This is a genomic window from Agrobacterium sp. rho-13.3 (assembly GCF_033957765.2).
In the GTDB taxonomy this organism is placed as follows: Bacteria; Pseudomonadota; Alphaproteobacteria; order Rhizobiales; family Rhizobiaceae; genus Agrobacterium.
The window spans coordinates 1,520,918-1,535,407 of the sequence record NZ_CP192775.1 but is presented as its reverse complement, the minus strand read 5'-3'; the positions used below and the strand labels follow the sequence as shown (position 1 = coordinate 1,535,407).

At 57.0% G+C, this 14,490-nt stretch carries 13 protein-coding genes; 9 read left to right on the top strand and 4 right to left on the bottom strand.

The window, feature by feature from the left end; all coding sequences use genetic code 11:
* Positions 1 to 2: 2 nt before the first annotated feature.
* A complete protein-coding gene (locus RMR16_RS21855; protein ID WP_320197713.1) occupies positions 3 to 464 on the bottom strand; it encodes an Lrp/AsnC family transcriptional regulator in 462 nt (153 codons plus the stop codon).
* A gap of 126 nt (positions 465 to 590) precedes the next feature.
* Between RMR16_RS21855 and alr the strand changes: the two genes are divergently transcribed.
* Together alr and RMR16_RS21845 are read left to right on the top strand one after the other, a co-directional pair.
* On the top strand, positions 591 to 1,757 hold the full coding sequence (gene alr / locus RMR16_RS21850) for an alanine racemase (RefSeq protein ID WP_320198001.1): 1,167 nt from the start codon (positions 591 to 593) through the stop codon (positions 1,755 to 1,757).
* Positions 1,758 to 1,764: 7 nt separating this feature from the next.
* The gene (locus tag RMR16_RS21845) at positions 1,765 to 3,021 is read left to right on the top strand and encodes a D-amino acid dehydrogenase (protein WP_320197712.1); all 1,257 of its coding nucleotides are present in this window, start codon (positions 1,765 to 1,767) and stop codon (positions 3,019 to 3,021) included.
* A gap of 57 nt (positions 3,022 to 3,078) precedes the next feature.
* Here the strand turns inward: RMR16_RS21845 and RMR16_RS21840 are convergent, their stop codons facing one another.
* Positions 3,079 to 3,789, bottom strand: a complete 711-nt coding sequence (locus RMR16_RS21840; protein ID WP_320197711.1) for a GntR family transcriptional regulator — start codon at positions 3,787 to 3,789, stop codon at positions 3,079 to 3,081.
* A 262-nt stretch (positions 3,790 to 4,051) separates the two neighbouring features.
* Between RMR16_RS21840 and RMR16_RS21835 the strand changes: the two genes are divergently transcribed.
* The 6 genes from RMR16_RS21835 to RMR16_RS21810 all read left to right on the top strand — a co-directional run bounded on the left by RMR16_RS21835 (position 4,052) and on the right by RMR16_RS21810 (position 9,632).
* Positions 4,052 to 5,137: an ABC transporter ATP-binding protein gene (locus RMR16_RS21835; RefSeq protein WP_320197710.1), complete on the top strand. Its 1,086-nt coding sequence runs from the start codon at positions 4,052 to 4,054 to the stop codon at positions 5,135 to 5,137.
* A gap of 26 nt (positions 5,138 to 5,163) precedes the next feature.
* The gene (locus RMR16_RS21830; protein ID WP_320197709.1) at positions 5,164 to 6,453 is read left to right on the top strand and encodes an ABC transporter substrate-binding protein; all 1,290 of its coding nucleotides are present in this window, start codon (positions 5,164 to 5,166) and stop codon (positions 6,451 to 6,453) included.
* A 79-nt stretch (positions 6,454 to 6,532) separates the two neighbouring features.
* Positions 6,533 to 7,444, top strand: coding sequence for an ABC transporter permease (locus RMR16_RS21825; RefSeq protein WP_320197708.1), 912 nt, complete (start codon positions 6,533 to 6,535; stop codon positions 7,442 to 7,444).
* Between the two features lies 1 nt (position 7,445).
* Complete coding sequence (locus RMR16_RS21820; protein ID WP_320197707.1) at positions 7,446 to 8,264, top strand: ABC transporter permease; 819 nt, start codon at positions 7,446 to 7,448, stop codon at positions 8,262 to 8,264.
* 10 nt (positions 8,265 to 8,274) lie between these two features.
* On the top strand, positions 8,275 to 9,021 hold the full coding sequence (locus tag RMR16_RS21815) for an aspartate/glutamate racemase family protein (protein ID WP_320197706.1): 747 nt from the start codon (positions 8,275 to 8,277) through the stop codon (positions 9,019 to 9,021).
* 134 nt (positions 9,022 to 9,155) lie between these two features.
* Positions 9,156 to 9,632 carry a BA14K family protein gene (locus RMR16_RS21810; protein WP_320197705.1) on the top strand — a complete coding sequence of 159 codons (477 nt, stop codon included), beginning with the start codon at positions 9,156 to 9,158 and terminating at the stop codon, positions 9,630 to 9,632.
* A 67-nt stretch (positions 9,633 to 9,699) separates the two neighbouring features.
* Here RMR16_RS21810 and RMR16_RS21805 read toward each other — a convergent pair whose 3' ends face one another.
* Complete coding sequence (locus RMR16_RS21805; protein WP_320197704.1) at positions 9,700 to 11,061, bottom strand: sigma-54-dependent transcriptional regulator; 1,362 nt, start codon at positions 11,059 to 11,061, stop codon at positions 9,700 to 9,702.
* Between the two features lies 1 nt (position 11,062).
* Positions 11,063 to 12,832 (bottom strand): sensor histidine kinase, encoded by a 1,770-nt coding sequence (locus tag RMR16_RS21800; RefSeq protein ID WP_413785943.1) that lies wholly within the window; start codon positions 12,830 to 12,832, stop codon positions 11,063 to 11,065.
* A gap of 309 nt (positions 12,833 to 13,141) precedes the next feature.
* Here RMR16_RS21800 and RMR16_RS21795 point away from each other — a divergent pair, with 309 nt between their 5' ends.
* On the top strand, positions 13,142 to 14,482 hold the full coding sequence (locus RMR16_RS21795) for a dicarboxylate/amino acid:cation symporter (RefSeq protein ID WP_320197702.1): 1,341 nt from the start codon (positions 13,142 to 13,144) through the stop codon (positions 14,480 to 14,482).
* The last annotated feature ends 8 nt before the right edge of the window (positions 14,483 to 14,490 follow it).

The following is a 14,490-nucleotide window of genomic DNA, read 5'->3' as shown; positions in this document are numbered from 1 at the left end:
TATCAACCTCGTGGCTTTGGGCTTGCCAGTGCATTGCGGATGGCGAAGCTGGAGTGAATGCGGGACACACCGGGCAGTTTTGAGAGGATGTCCTTGTGCACCCGCTCAAAATCGCCCGCACTTTCCACCTCAACCCGCAGGAAATAATCCGATCCGCCGGTCATCAGGTAACACTCGCGGATTTCAGGATATCGGCGCACGGCGCTTTCAAAGCGATTGAGAAAATCTTCGGTCTGACGGTCCAGCGTGATCTGGATGATGACGGAGATAACCTCGCCACCCGCAGTACTCCCCGTCAGCGCGGTATAACCGCGAATAACGCCGTCACGCTCCAGAATATCCACCCGCCGCAGGCAGGCGGAGGGCGACAAGCCGACCTCTGCCGCCAGCTTTGCGTTGCTGATGCGCGCATTCAGCCTCAGCAACCTGATGATGTGACGATCCGTAGCGTCCAAAGCAGACATAAAATCATTCCGTTTCATCGTCGAAAATTGCGTGATATCACAATTCTTCGAACTTTATGCACCTCAAACCGCGGAAATTCGATGATCGTTGCAATAGTCTTTTCCAATAAAAATAAGGGAACGACGATGGACATGACGATCAACCGCCAGAAAGCGACCGGCGGCGCCAGCGGATACCTGACCATAGACCTTGGCGCACTTCGCGACAATTACCTGACCCTGCGGGCAATGGCTCCCAATTCCATCACCAGCGCGGTCGTCAAAGCCAATGCTTACGGTCTTGGCGCCGATATGGTCGCGCCTGTGCTGTACAATGCCGGGTGCCGTCACTTCTTCGTCGCCCACATCGATGAGGCCATCGCGCTTCGTCTTCGCATTGCTGGCGATGCGGAAATTTTCGTTCTGAACGGGCTTCAGCCGGGCAATGAAACATCCTGTGCGGCAATGAACCTTACGCCTGTTATCAACTGCCTTGAGCAACTTGCGCAATGGTCGGCCTATGCCGCAAACCTCGGCAAGACCCTGCCCGCAGCGCTTCAGATCGACACCGGCATGTCGCGGCTCGGCATGTCGTCATCCGAACTTGAAACAGTAAAAACCTCACCTGACCTGTTGAACGGCATCGCGATCACCTTCGTCATGAGCCATCTGGCCTGCGCGGATGAACCGGAGCATATCGCCAACGGTGCGCAGCTTGCCGTGATGCGCAAGGCTGCGCTGATGTTTCCCGATGCGCCGGTATGCTTTGCCAATTCCGGCGGCATCTTTCTCGGTGCAGATTATCACAACGCCGTCATGCGTCCCGGCATCGCGCTTTATGGCGGCGCGCCATCGACGCTGCGCCCCAACCCGATGAAGCCGGTGGTGCGGCTGGATGTTGCCGTTGTCCAGACGCGCACTGTGCCAGCAGATACGTTCGTCGGTTACGGTGGCTCGCTGCGCACGACGGGCGAAACGCGATTGGCAACGATTGCGGCTGGCTATGCGGACGGTTTGCCGCGCGCGCTCAGCAGCAAGGGTGCTGCCTATTTTAACGGCGTGCGGCTGCCGATTGCCGGTCGTGTTTCGATGGATAGCATCAGCCTTGACATCACCGCCCTGCCCGAAGGAACCTTGAAACACGGCAGCCTCGTTCAACTCATCGGGCCGGACCAAACGCTTGAAGACATTGCCGAAGATGCAGGTACAATCGCCTATGAAATCCTGACCGGCCTCGGTCAACGTTACCGCCGCACCTACATTCAGCCGGAGCGCAATGCCGCCACCGGCGATGCAACAAACGCAGACGAGTGAGAGCAATATGAATATCACAATTCTTGGTGCCGGTGTCGTCGGCGTTACCTCGGCCTGGTATCTGGCGAAGGCCGGTCACTCCGTTACCGTCATAGATCGCCAACCTGGCGCTGCTCTCGAAACCAGCTTCGCCAATGCAGGCGAGGTTTCTCCCGGCTATTCGTCGCCTTGGGCGGCACCGGGCATTCCGATGAAGGCTGTAAAATGGCTGTTCATGGAACATTCTCCGCTGATTATCCGTCCAACGCTTGATCCCGCAGCCTTGCGCTGGATTGCCCAGATGCTGCGCAACTGCACGGCGGCCCGTTACAACACCAACAAAAGCCGGATGGTGCGCGTTGCCGAATATAGCCGCGATTGCCTGATGGCACTGCGGGAAGAAACCGGCATTCAGTACGATCAGCGCACGCAAGGCACGCTGGAAGTCTTTCGCACCCAAAAGCAGATCGATGGTATCGGCAAAGATGTCGCTGTTCTGCAAGCCGGTGGTGTAAAATATGAGGTTCTGGATCGCGATGGCTGCGTTGCCGCCGAGCCGGGGCTGTCGGCATCTCGCGAGAAGATCGTTGGTGGTTTGCGCCTGCCGGGAGATGAGACCGGCGATTGTTTCATGTTCACCACCGCGCTTGCCAAACTGGCCGAACAGGCGGGCGTGAAGTTCATTTATGACACCGGCATCATGCGCCCGATTACTGAAGGCAACCGCATCAAGGCGATCGAAACAACAAAGGGATTGGTGGAAGCCGATATCTTCATCGGCGCGCTGGGCAGCTACACGCCACAGCTCCTGAAGCACCTCAACATCGACCTGCCCGTCTACCCGGTCAAAGGTTATTCGATCACCGTTCCCATCGTTGATGCAGCCCGCGCCCCGGTGTCCACGGTCATGGACGAAGCGCACAAGATTGCCATCACCCGCCTTGGCGACCGCATTCGCGTGGGTGGCATGGCGGAGATTGCCGGTTTCAGCAAGGATCTGCCCGCCAAACGTCAGGCCACATTGACCCATTCCGTGGAAGATTTGTTTGGCGGTGCTGGAGATCAGTCACAGGCCAAGTTCTGGAGTGGACTGAGGCCGATGACGCCGGATGGCACGCCGGTCATCGGCGCGACACGCTACAGCAATCTGTATCTCAACACGGGCCACGGCACACTGGGCTGGACGATGGCTTGCGGTTCTGCGCGGGTGTTGTCGGACATCGTAAGTGGCAACAAGCCGGAGATCGAAACCGCAGACCTCGCCATCAGCCGCTACGCTGCGTAAATGACCAAGAAAACATCAGCCGCGCAAATAAGCGGCTGATGCCTTTCAAAACATCCGTTAAAGCGACAGCGCATCCTTCAAGGCCAAGCCTTCCTTGTTTCGCAAGTCGAGATCGGCTTCGATATGGTCGATGTGATGCAACATCAGGCTTTTTGCCTTGTCGGCATTGCCCGCTTCCAGTGCGTCGAGTATCGCAGCATGATCCCCGTGACCACAGCTTGAAACGCCTGAGCGTCCATACAGCGCGATCACCAGGGAAGAGCGGGCCACAAGCTCGGCCATGAATTTTTCAAGAATGGCATTTCCGGCAACCGATGCCAGCATCAGGTGAAAATCGCCGGATGCCTTGATTTCAGCCCGACGTGCAGTTGGGCCACGCTCGTGCTGGTGGCGCGTTTCCTCACTCAGATGCACACGCATTTCGGCAACTGCGGTTGGCGTCAGGCGCTCGATTGCCGCATCCACAATGCCGGGTTCGATGAGCCTGCGGGACGAGAAGACCTGTCTCGCCTCATCCGGTGTCGGATTGGAGACAAAAGCACCGCGATTTCGCTCGGTCTTTACCAACCCTTCAAATGCCAGCATCTGAAGCGCCGCCCGCACCACCGTGCGGCTGACATCGAACAATGTGCCGACCTCTGCCTCGGATAGTTTCGTGCCCGGCGCAAGCCGCCTGTCGACAATCGCATCGCGCAGCGTATCGCGAATGGCCTGCGCGCGATCTTCCTGGGTGGCGTCGGTCTCTGGGATAATATGGGCAATATTCATATCGATATCCGTATTTCATTCCCTTCTACTCTGAAGCAGCAACGCTGAAAACAGCAAACCTCTTCGATGGCCCGAAAGATTGAATACAATCCTTATGCATCATCGGAGACAATCGCATGTTTTTTGAGCATAGCGGATATGGCAACTTTCTTTCGACGTGACAGGAAAATCAAAAATCCCTTTCGTTTTATGCACTTACCCCTGAGCAATCGAAACTGGCACGGCTTATGCAGAGTACTGCGGGACGAGCAGGGGAAAATGCATGAGCAAAGCCGCCGAAATCGATATTGCCTCCGTTTCGAAAGTGTACGGCACCACAACTGCCGTCCATGCCATCAGCCTTAAAATCCCTGCGGGCAGTTATTGCTGCCTGCTCGGCCCATCCGGCTGCGGCAAGACATCGACGCTGCGCATGATTGCCGGGCACGAGAGCATCTCAAGTGGCGACGTCAGGCTTGGCAACACGGTGGTGACAGACTTTCCGCCCGCACAACGCGGCACGGCGATGATGTTCCAGTCCTATGCGCTTTTCCCGCATCTGGACCTCGTCGATAATGTCGCCTTCAGCCTGAAGATGAAGGGCACGGACAAGGAAACACGCCACGCCAAAGCCATGGATATGCTGAGGTTGATGCAGTTGGAGCCTTACGCCAACCGTCGTCCCGCCCAGCTTTCCGGCGGCCAGCAACAGCGCGTGGCGCTGGCCCGCGCCCTCATCACCGATCCCGAAGCCCTGCTTTTGGACGAGCCGCTTTCTGCTCTCGACCCGTTTCTCAAAATCCGCATGCGGGCAGAACTCAAGAAGTTGCAGACCGCACTTGGCATCACATTCGTGCATGTAACCCACAGTCAGGAAGAGGCGATGGCACTCGCCGATCTGGTCGTCATCATGAACGACGGGCGTATCGAACAGGCCGCAACTCCGCGTGAAGTCTTTGAGCGTCCCGCCACAGGTTTCGTCGCCCGTTTCATGGGCAACCACAACGTCATTTCCGGGCGCGTCAAGGAAAAGAACGGCGATCTGGTGACGATGGATGTCGTTGGTGGCGGCTCCTTCACCGCGGCAGGCCAGCCACCGGAAGATGGTGTGGTCGATATCGCAGTCAGAACAGACCGGGTGCGCGTGGGCGAACAGAACGCACCGGGTCTCGGCTTCACCGGCATCGTTTCGAATGTCGAATACCACGGCGCCAGTGTGAAGATCGTCGTGACCGGTGCTGGCATCGAGGATTTCAACGTCATCCTGAGCGATGTCGCGTTCTTCGACAACCCGATCAAGGTCGGGGACGCCATACCGCTCTCATGGAATGCGGCAGATGCCATCGTGCTCGGCCGGGTAGAGAAGTAAATAAAAACAACCAGAGGAGAAATGCAATGACCAATACAACCAACACCGAAAAGGGTTTGTCCAGACGCGGCCTCCTCAAAGCGGGCGCGGCGGCAACGGGTGCTGCCATCGGTTCCGGCCTTATCACCGGTTTCCCGACAATCTGGGCGCAAAACCCGATTACGATTCGCCAGTTCGGCACCGGCGTATCCAACCTCAACGCCATTGCTGAAAAGTGCAAAGCCGACCTTGGCATCACGCTGGAAATGACGGCAACGGATTCTGACGCCGCCGCACAGCGCGCCGTGACCCAGCCGAACTCCTACGATATTGCCGATATCGAATACTGGATTCTCAAGAAGGTCTATCCAGCCGGCGTGATCCAGCCGATGGAAATCAAGAGGCTGAAATATTACGACAAGATCGTTCCGCTGTTCAAAACCGGCAAGCTGACACCGGACAGCGTAATTGCGCAGGGCACAGCACCGCACACGGTCGGCTTCGTGGAAAAGCCCGGCGACAAGAAATTCGCCAAGGGTGAGACAGATTATTTCACCATGGTTCCAACGATCTACAATGCCGATACGCTCGGCATCCGCCCCGATCTCGTTGGCCGCGAAATCACCAGCTGGGCCGATATCATGGACCCCGCCTTCAAGGGCAAGGCTTCCATCCTCAACATTCCATCTATCGGCATCATGGATGCCGCCATGATTATGGAAGCGACCGGCACCCTGAAATATGCCGATAAGGGCAACATGACCAAGGAAGAGATCGACAAAACGATCGAATTCCTCATCAAAGCCAAGAAGGACGGCCAGTTCCGCGCTTTCTGGAAAAGCTTCGATGAAAGCGTCAACCTCATGGCATCCGGCGAAGTCGTCATCCAGTCCATGTGGTCGCCAGCCGTTGCCGCCGTGCGCTCCAAAGGCATTGCCTGCAAATACCAGCCTTTGAAGGAGGGTTATCGCTCTTGGGGCGGTGGTCTTGGCCTTGCCAAGCATCTGTCGGGTGCAAAGCTCGACGCAGCTTACGAATACCTCAACTGGTACACATCCGGCTGGGTCGGCGCATATCTCAACCGTCAGGGTTATTACTCTGCCGCCATGGATACGGCGAAGGAACACATGTCCGCTGATGAGTGGGGTTACTGGGTCGAGGGCAAGGCTGCTCAGGGCGATATCATCGCGCCCGATGGCAAGGTCATGGAAAAGGCCGGTGCGGTGCGCGATGGCGGCTCCTTCCAGGAGCGCATGGGCAAGGTTGCGTGCTGGAACTCCGTTATGGACGAGGACCGCTACATGGTTCGCCGCTGGAACGAGTTCATCGCAGCATAATCCTGCCGTTTGAAACAAGAAGGTGCGCGAGCTTTTGCCCGCGCACCCTACCCAACCGAGATTGAGCAGGAGGCGGCCCGTGGTAACAGTCAGATTGATCGGCGTCAGCGAGAAAACGGATAAGAAAAGCCGCAGCTTTACGCTGCCGCCAAAACTCGTGGCCTATCTTCAGGCTGCTCCGCTTGCCCTGATCCTCGGCTTTTTCCTGGCCCTGCCCATCCTGATGATCGCCATCGTCAGCTTCTGGGACTATGATTTTGCCCAGATGTACCCCGGTTTCGTGACCTTCAACTATGCCGAAACCTTGGGTTCGTGGGTCACATGGCAAACCTACATCAACACGCTGAAATTTGCGGCCATCGTCTGGGCGATCACGCTGTTTTGCGGGTTCTGGGTTGCCTATTTTCTGGCCTTCCACATTCGCACCACCACCATGCAGATGGTGCTGTTCCTGATCTGCACCGTGCCGTTTCTGACCTCCAACATCATCCGCATGATTTCGTGGATTCCCGTTCTCGGACGCAACGGGCTGGTCAATAGTGCGCTGGTGAATATGGGCATCGTGCCCGCCCCTATAGAATGGCTGCTGTACTCAGACTTTGCCGTTGTTCTGGCGATGGTGCATCTCTACACGCTGTTCATGGTCACGCCGATTTTCAACACATTGATGCGTATCGATAAATCTCTGGTCGAAGCAGCCCGCGATGCAGGTGCCACAAGCTGGCAAATCCTCTGGAACGTCATATTGCCCTTGGCAAAACCCGGAATGGCCATCGGCACCATTTTTGTGGTCACCCTTGTCATGGCGGATTTCTCCACGGTTCAGGTCATGTCCGGTGGGCAAAGCGCATCTGTGGCGCTGATGATGAAAAACCAGATGTCCCTGCTGCAATATCCGGCAGCGGCGGCCAATGCCGTGGTTCTGCTGGGGCTGGTTTTGCTGATGGTTGCGGGCATCTTGCGCGTCGTCGATATTCGTAAGGAGCTTTGACATGTATTCGGAAAAACGCGGTCGCGAGTTTTATGTTCTCTCCTTCTTTTTCGCCCTGTTCGTCCTGTTTCTCTACGGTCCGCTTTCGGCAATCCTCATCCTTGCCTTTCAGGGACCAAATGGCGGCCTGACCTTTCCGCTGAACGGCGTCTCTGTCCACTGGTTCGGCAATCTGTTCGAACAACAGGCGGTGGGTGATTTCGGTGGATCGTTCCGCCGCTCGTTCTTCCTCGGACTGATGGTGATGGTTGCCACCGTGCTGGTATCGCTCTTGGCCGGACTTGCTTTCCGGCGCAAATTTGTGGGTGCGACGCCGCTGTTTTATCTGTCGGTCGCCAGCCTTGTCGTTCCATCGATCATCATTTCACTTGGCATCGGCGTGCTGTTCCAGCAGCTCGGTCTGGAGCCATCATGGTACACATCCGCCTTCGGCGCGCATCTCACATGGACCTTGCCCTTCGGCGTGCTGATTATGCTCGCCGTCTTCAACCGCTTTTCACCGTCTTATGAAGAGGCGGCACGCGATCTGGGTGCAACGTCATGGCAAACATTCCGCGAGGTCGTGTTGCCGATGATCGCGCCAAGCCTGATCGGCATCGGCCTGTTCGGCTTCACACTATCCTATGACGAGTTCGCCCGCACGCTGATGACATCGGGCACCTACAACACCTTGCCGCTGGAAATATACGGCATGACCACCAACGTTACGACGCCGGTTCTATATGCGCTGGGTGCCGTTACCACGCTCTTCTCATTTCTGGTGATTGCCGCAACTCTCGGCCTCATCGCCTATATGAACCGTCGCCATTCAAAGGCTTGAACAACAGATCATGCGCATTCTCATCGTCAATCCCAACACCACCGCATCCATGACAGCAACGATTGCCGCCGCCGCAAAAAGCGTTGCCGGTCATGGCACGGAGATTACCGCCGTCACCTCTCTCATGGGACCAGTTTCCATCGAGGGTTATTACGATGAAGTCTTTGCCATTCCAGGCATGTTGGCAGAAATTGCAAAGGGTGAAAAAGCCGGCGCAGAGGCGGCCATCATCGCGTGCTTCGATGATACGGGGCTGGATGCAGCAAGGGCGCTCGCCAATATTCCCGTTCTCGGCATCTGCGAAGCGGCCGTGGCGACAACATCGTTCATCGCCCAGAAATTCACCGTCGTGACCACCATGGAACGGTCCCGCCTGCCGTTGGAACATTTGATCCATCGCTATGGCATGGGTGCCCGTGCCAAGGTGCGCGCCGCCGATATCCCCGTGCTTTCGCTGGAAGACCCAACCTCCAATGCACTTGCGCGGCTGCGCTCAGAAATTGATGCAGCCATTCGAGAGGACAGAGCGGAGGCGATCATATTGGGCTGCGCGGGCATGGCCGACCTTGCGGCACAACTCTCTGCCGAATTCGGCGTCCCCGTTGTCGATGGTGTGTCGGCAGCGGTCAAACAGGCAGAAGGGCTGATCACACTCGGGCTGAAAACTGCCAAACGCGGAGCCTATGCAACGCCGGTCGACAAACCCTACATCGGCATGTTGCAAGGTTTTGCACCGGGCGCGATGATCGATATTTGACGGTAAACTGGCGGGTTTCCCTGCCTTCATGACCGCCACAATTCATTCAGCCGGGGTTCAGCCAAGGAGCGTTAACTTCTTAATCATCAGATTTGCAACTGGCAGCGCCCCTGCCGTTTGGATGGATTAAGAACATGGCTTCGTTTGCAGCAAAAACACTTTTGGCTCTTGCAGTCTCTGCGGTCGTCATCGCTCCGTTGAACTCGGCATCGGCTGGCGACTGGCGCCACCGCAACCGTGATGCGGCCCTTATCGGCGGCGTTCTTGGTCTTGCCGCTGGCGTTGCCGTCGGCTCTGCGCTGTCGCAGCCCAGCTATTCAGACGAGCGGGTTTATGACGAACCGCCAGTCGGCCGTTACCCTGCCTATGAACAGAGATACACCTACAGCGAACCGGATTACAGATACGACCGTCCGGCGCCTCGCCCTGTATATCGCGCGCAGCCGGTTTACGACCGCCCAGCCTACCAGCCACGCCCTGTTTATCGCACCATCGAACCTTGGTCCGAAGCATGGTTTGACTATTGCTCGCAGCGTTACGGCAGCTTCAATGCACGGAACGGCACCTATATGGGCTATGACGGCCAGAGTCACTTCTGCGTTGCAGGCTAAGATATAGCCGCTAAGCCTATCTCTCCCTCACTCCTGTGCTTGTCACAGGGATGAGGGCAGTGGGAGACTATGATCCCTTCTGGACATAGTCCGTGCGGTTTATGTTGTGGCGTTGAAGCTTGTCATAAAACGTCTTGCGGGCGATGCCGAGCGTGCCAATCGTGCCCGCCACATCACCATCGCATTTCTCCAGCGCTTCTCGAATGATCTGGGCTTCCTGCCGGTCCATCCTCTCCGCGAGAGTGCCCGCACCATCCGCCTGATTGGCAGGCGATGTTTTGCTCGCCGCCGACCCATCCAGACCCAACACCACACGTTCGGCAAAGTGTCCCAGTTCGCGCACATTTCCCGGCCAGTCATGATCATTCAGATACCGCGAAACGCTCGACGTGATGGTGGGCACCTCTATACCAAACCGTGCAGATGCCTTTGTCACGAAGTGCGAAAACAATAATGGAATATCGGCCTTCCTCTCCCGCAGTGGCGGAATCGAAAGCGTCACCACGTTCAGCCGATAATAGAGGTCATCACGAAAATCGCCGCGCTGTTCGGGGTCGCCAAGATCGACTTTGGCCGCCGCAACTACACGAATATCGACCGACCGCTCTTCATTCGATCCGACAGGGGACACCGAGCGCATTTCCAGCACACGCAGCATTCGGACCTGAACGCCGGGCGGCATGCTTTCGATTTCATCCAGAAACAGCGTGCCGCCGCTGGAGTGTTCGATGCGGCCAATGCGCTTTTTCTGCGCGCCGGTAAAGGCACCGGCTTCGTGACCGAACAATTCGCTTTCGATCACCGTTTCCGGCAAGGCTCCGCAATTCAGCGCAACGAAATTGCCCTTGGCGCGGCGCTTGCTCCAGCGATGCAGTGCGGTTGCCACCACTTCCTTGCCGCTGCCGGTTTCTCCTGCCACCAGAACATCCACATCCGTATCGGCAATATGGCGCAGCGTGTTGCGCAGCCGTTCCATGGCGGCTGTCTGGCCAATCAACGGCAGGTCGTCTTCGGCCTCAATCGCCGCCCGTTTCAGCGCCCGATTTTCCATGACCAAGCGGCGTTTTTCGAGCGCGCGGCGCGCACTTTCGACCATGCGCTCCGCCGGAAATGGCTTGGAAATAAAGTCATAAGCCCCATTCTGCAATGCGGCGACTGCCATCGGCACATCGCCGTGGCCGGTGATGAGAATGACAGGAAGATCGGGATCGATCCGGCGCAGACGCTCGAAAAATTGCAGGCCGTCCATGTCAGGCATCCGCACATCGGTAATGACGATACCATCGAAATTCTCGGACAAATCCTCAAGTGCCTGTTCCGCTTTTGGATAAGGCAGCACCTTCATGCCTTCCAGTTCCAGCGTTTGACGCATGGCCTTGCGCAGCTGGGAGTCGTCATCGACGAGATAAACCGTTCCACTCATCGTCATTTTACGCCCGCTTCAAATAAACAGAAAAACACGTTCCATCCGTGCTTGTTTCGACATCGATACGCCCGCCATAATCCGAGGCAATGTCGCTGCAAATCACCAGACCAAGCCCCAGACCGCCCTCTTTCGAGGTATTGAAGGGCGAAAAAAGTGGTTTGTGAATGTCTGGCGAAATACCCGGCCCGTTATCGGACACGGTCAAAACGATCTCGTCGCCAGCCTCTTTGACACGCACTTCCACACGCCCATCCGGCTTTTGGTCCACAGCTTCCAGTGCGTTCTGCAAAAGGTTGATGACGATCTGCTCCAGCCGGATACGACTGCCCAGCACGGTCACTCGTTCTTCCGGCGCATGGATATCCAACGCATCCATGCGCCCTGCAAAACGGCTGCGCAACAGCACGACAGCCCCCTCTACGACAAGGCGAATGCTGACCGGTTCCGCCGCCGTTCTGCCTTTTCGCGCCAGGATTTTGAGGTCGCTGGTTATAACGCCAATGCGCTCGGTCAAAGATGCGATGTTTTCAAGATTCTCGTCCGCATCCTTTATTTGATCACGTTTTAGAAAAACGCGAGCATTGTCGGCAAAAGCGCGAATGGTCGCCACAGGCTGGTTGATTTCATGCGCCACGCCAGCCGCGATCTGACCGAGAATGGACAGGCGGTTGGCCTGCACCAGTTCGTGCTGCACACTTTGCAATTCCTCTCCGGTTTGTTCGTGCCGCAGAATTTCTGCCTGAAGGCGGTCCCTCGTCATCGTCAAGTCCAGTGTTCTTTCCAGCACGCGGCGTTCCAGTTCGGCACGGTCCCGCTCTGCCTCGGCCTGCGCCTGTTGCGCCTTTTGCCTGCGCCATAGCCAGATGCCTGAGAATGCCAGAAGCGGCATGAGACTGGCCGCCGCAATGGCGCGGCTCTCTCGCACCGCCGCGTTTACCGTCTCGGCCATCGGCTGGAGATAATGCAGTGACCACTCGGTGGCCGGCACCGGCAGTTCCAGACGTAAATAGTCACCCTTCAGCGACGGCGGGGAATTCACGTCGACAATTGCGACGTGCGGACCGGGCGCGGACAGTATCGCGACTGGCATGGGGGACAGCTTTTCATCGCCGAACTGAAGGCTTTCGGAAATCGTCTTTCGCCGCTCCTCGTCAATGGGCGCAACGGTCTTGAACCGCCATTCCGGAATGCTGGTCATCAGCACCACGCCATTGGAATCAACAATATAAACGGGACGACCGCCGATATTCCAGTCCGCCTCAAGACGATTGAACTCGACCTTGGCAATGACCACCCCCAGCGGATTGCCGTTTGGCCCGTCCACACGCCGTGAAATATAAAGCCCCGGCCTGCGACTGACATTGCCCAGCGCATAATGCTCCGCCCTGCCCGTTTCCAGCGCGCGCTTGAAATAGTCACGGAACGCATAGTTTGAGCCGACGAAGCTTTCCGGCGTCCGCCAGTTGCTGGAGGCAATGGTAACGCCATCCATATTTGCCAGATAGATAACCGATGCCTGCGTGCCTTCGATCAGACCCTCCAGCTTTTCATCCAAGCGCTCAATCGACGGTCCGCCATTTTCAAGCGCCTCAATCAGATCCCGGTCGCGCGACAGCACCAGCGGCAGAACCCGCGGACGCTCCAGCGCAACGTTCAAAAGTGCCGATTTGAGTTCCGCGTCCGTGCTGGCAGTGGCAAGAAGCGACTTCATGGCCTGAATGCGCCCGAGCTTGTCGGCCACCACAAAGGCGGCAACGGCAATCACCAGCCACATCGCAATGAATGCCACCCATCGAACGCGGAACGTATCGGGAATTTTTGCCATCTCAACTCTTCTCAATGATGGCTACATTGTGCGGATTTCCACACAAATGACAAGATGGATCGGGCGGGAATACGCACAAATCTATGTGTGCTATTTTGTCGCCAAACTTTTAATCGTTGAACTTCAATAGCTTATGATCTTCCCATCCACTTGGCACGCTACTTGCTAATTTAGCTCACGAGCGGTCACAGACCGTGAACGAAAACGGCAAACCCGGGAGGCCACTACAGGCAGGGTTGTGACCGAGGAGGAACGAACATGATTGATAGCACCGCCGTGGCCTCAAGCCACGTTAAACTGCCATTTTATCGGCACCTCTATTTCCAGGTTCTGGTTGCCATCGCTGCGGGCATCGCGCTTGGCCATTTTTATCCAGCACTGGGCGAACAGCTAAAGCCGTTGGGCGATGGCTTTATTCGCCTCGTCAAGATGATCATCGCACCGGTCATTTTCCTGACTGTCGCCACCGGCATTGCTGGTATGAACGACATGAAGAAAGTGGGGCGCGTTGCCGGCAAGGCAATGATCTACTTCCTGACCTTCTCCACGCTTGCGCTTGTCGTCGGCCTCATCGTCGCCAACGTCGTGCAGCCGGGTGCGGGCATGAACATCGACCCATCCACGTTGGATGGCAAGGCCGTTGCGACTTATGCTGCCAAGGCGCATGAACAGACCATCACCGGCTTCCTGATGAACATCATCCCGACAACCATCGTCGGCGCCTTTGCGGAAGGTGACATTCTTCAGGTTCTGTTCTTCTCGGTGCTGTTCGGCATTTCGCTGGGCGTCGTCGGAGAACGCGGCAAGCCTGTCGTGGACTTCATGCAAGCCCTGATGTACCCGATCTTCAAGCTGGTCGCGATCCTCATGAAAGCCGCTCCTATCGGCGCTTTCGGTGCGATGTCCTTCACCATCGGCAAATACGGCATCTCGTCCGTCACCAACCTCGCGATGCTGATCGGGACGTTCTATCTGACATCGTTTATCTTCATCGTTGTTATCCTCGGTGCAGTTTGCCGTTACAACGGCTTCTCGATCTTCGCGCTGATCCGCTATATCAAGGAAGAGCTTCTGCTCGTTCTCGGCACATCGTCGTCTGAAGCGGCACTTCCCGGCCTGATGAGCAAGATGGAAAAAGCCGGTTGCAAGCGCTCTGTCGTTGGCCTCGTCATTCCCACAGGTTACTCGTTCAACCTTGATGGCACCAACATCTACATGACGCTGGCCGCGCTCTTCATCGCGCAGGCCACAGGCATTCACCTGTCCTTCGGTGAACAGATCCTGCTGCTGCTCGTGGCGATGCTCAGCTCCAAAGGTGCCGCAGGCATCACCGGTGCAGGCTTCATCACGCTGGCTGCGACGCTCTCCGTCGTTCCTTCCGTGCCGGTTGCCGGCATGGCGCTGATCCTCGGCATCGACCGTTTCATGTCGGAATGCCGCGCCCTGACCAACTTCATCGGCAACGCAGTTGCAACCGTGGTCGTTGCCCGCTGGGAAGGCGAACTGGATGAAGAACAGCTCGCCCGTGTGCTAAAGGGTGAAGAGGTCGCCAGCATCGGCGAGATCCAGCCTTCGCCGGTGCCACAGCCTGCCGAATAAGCTCTGGC

Coding starts and splice junctions, on each gene's coding strand:
- RMR16_RS21855 (WP_320197713.1), bottom strand. CDS start 464: ATGTCTGCTTTGGACGCTACGGATCGTCACATCATCAGGTTGCTGAGG.
- alr (WP_320198001.1), top strand. CDS start 591: ATGGACATGACGATCAACCGCCAGAAAGCGACCGGCGGCGCCAGCGGA.
- RMR16_RS21845 (WP_320197712.1), top strand. CDS start 1,765: ATGAATATCACAATTCTTGGTGCCGGTGTCGTCGGCGTTACCTCGGCC.
- RMR16_RS21840 (WP_320197711.1), bottom strand. CDS start 3,789: ATGAATATTGCCCATATTATCCCAGAGACCGACGCCACCCAGGAAGAT.
- RMR16_RS21835 (WP_320197710.1), top strand. CDS start 4,052: ATGAGCAAAGCCGCCGAAATCGATATTGCCTCCGTTTCGAAAGTGTAC.
- RMR16_RS21830 (WP_320197709.1), top strand. CDS start 5,164: ATGACCAATACAACCAACACCGAAAAGGGTTTGTCCAGACGCGGCCTC.
- RMR16_RS21820 (WP_320197707.1), top strand. CDS start 7,446: ATGTATTCGGAAAAACGCGGTCGCGAGTTTTATGTTCTCTCCTTCTTT.
- RMR16_RS21815 (WP_320197706.1), top strand. CDS start 8,275: ATGCGCATTCTCATCGTCAATCCCAACACCACCGCATCCATGACAGCA.
- RMR16_RS21810 (WP_320197705.1), top strand. CDS start 9,156: ATGGCTTCGTTTGCAGCAAAAACACTTTTGGCTCTTGCAGTCTCTGCG.
- RMR16_RS21805 (WP_320197704.1), bottom strand. CDS start 11,061: ATGACGATGAGTGGAACGGTTTATCTCGTCGATGACGACTCCCAGCTG.
- RMR16_RS21800 (WP_413785943.1), bottom strand. CDS start 12,832: ATGTGGCTGGTGATTGCCGTTGCCGCCTTTGTGGTGGCCGACAAGCTC.
- RMR16_RS21795 (WP_320197702.1), top strand. CDS start 13,142: ATGATTGATAGCACCGCCGTGGCCTCAAGCCACGTTAAACTGCCATTT.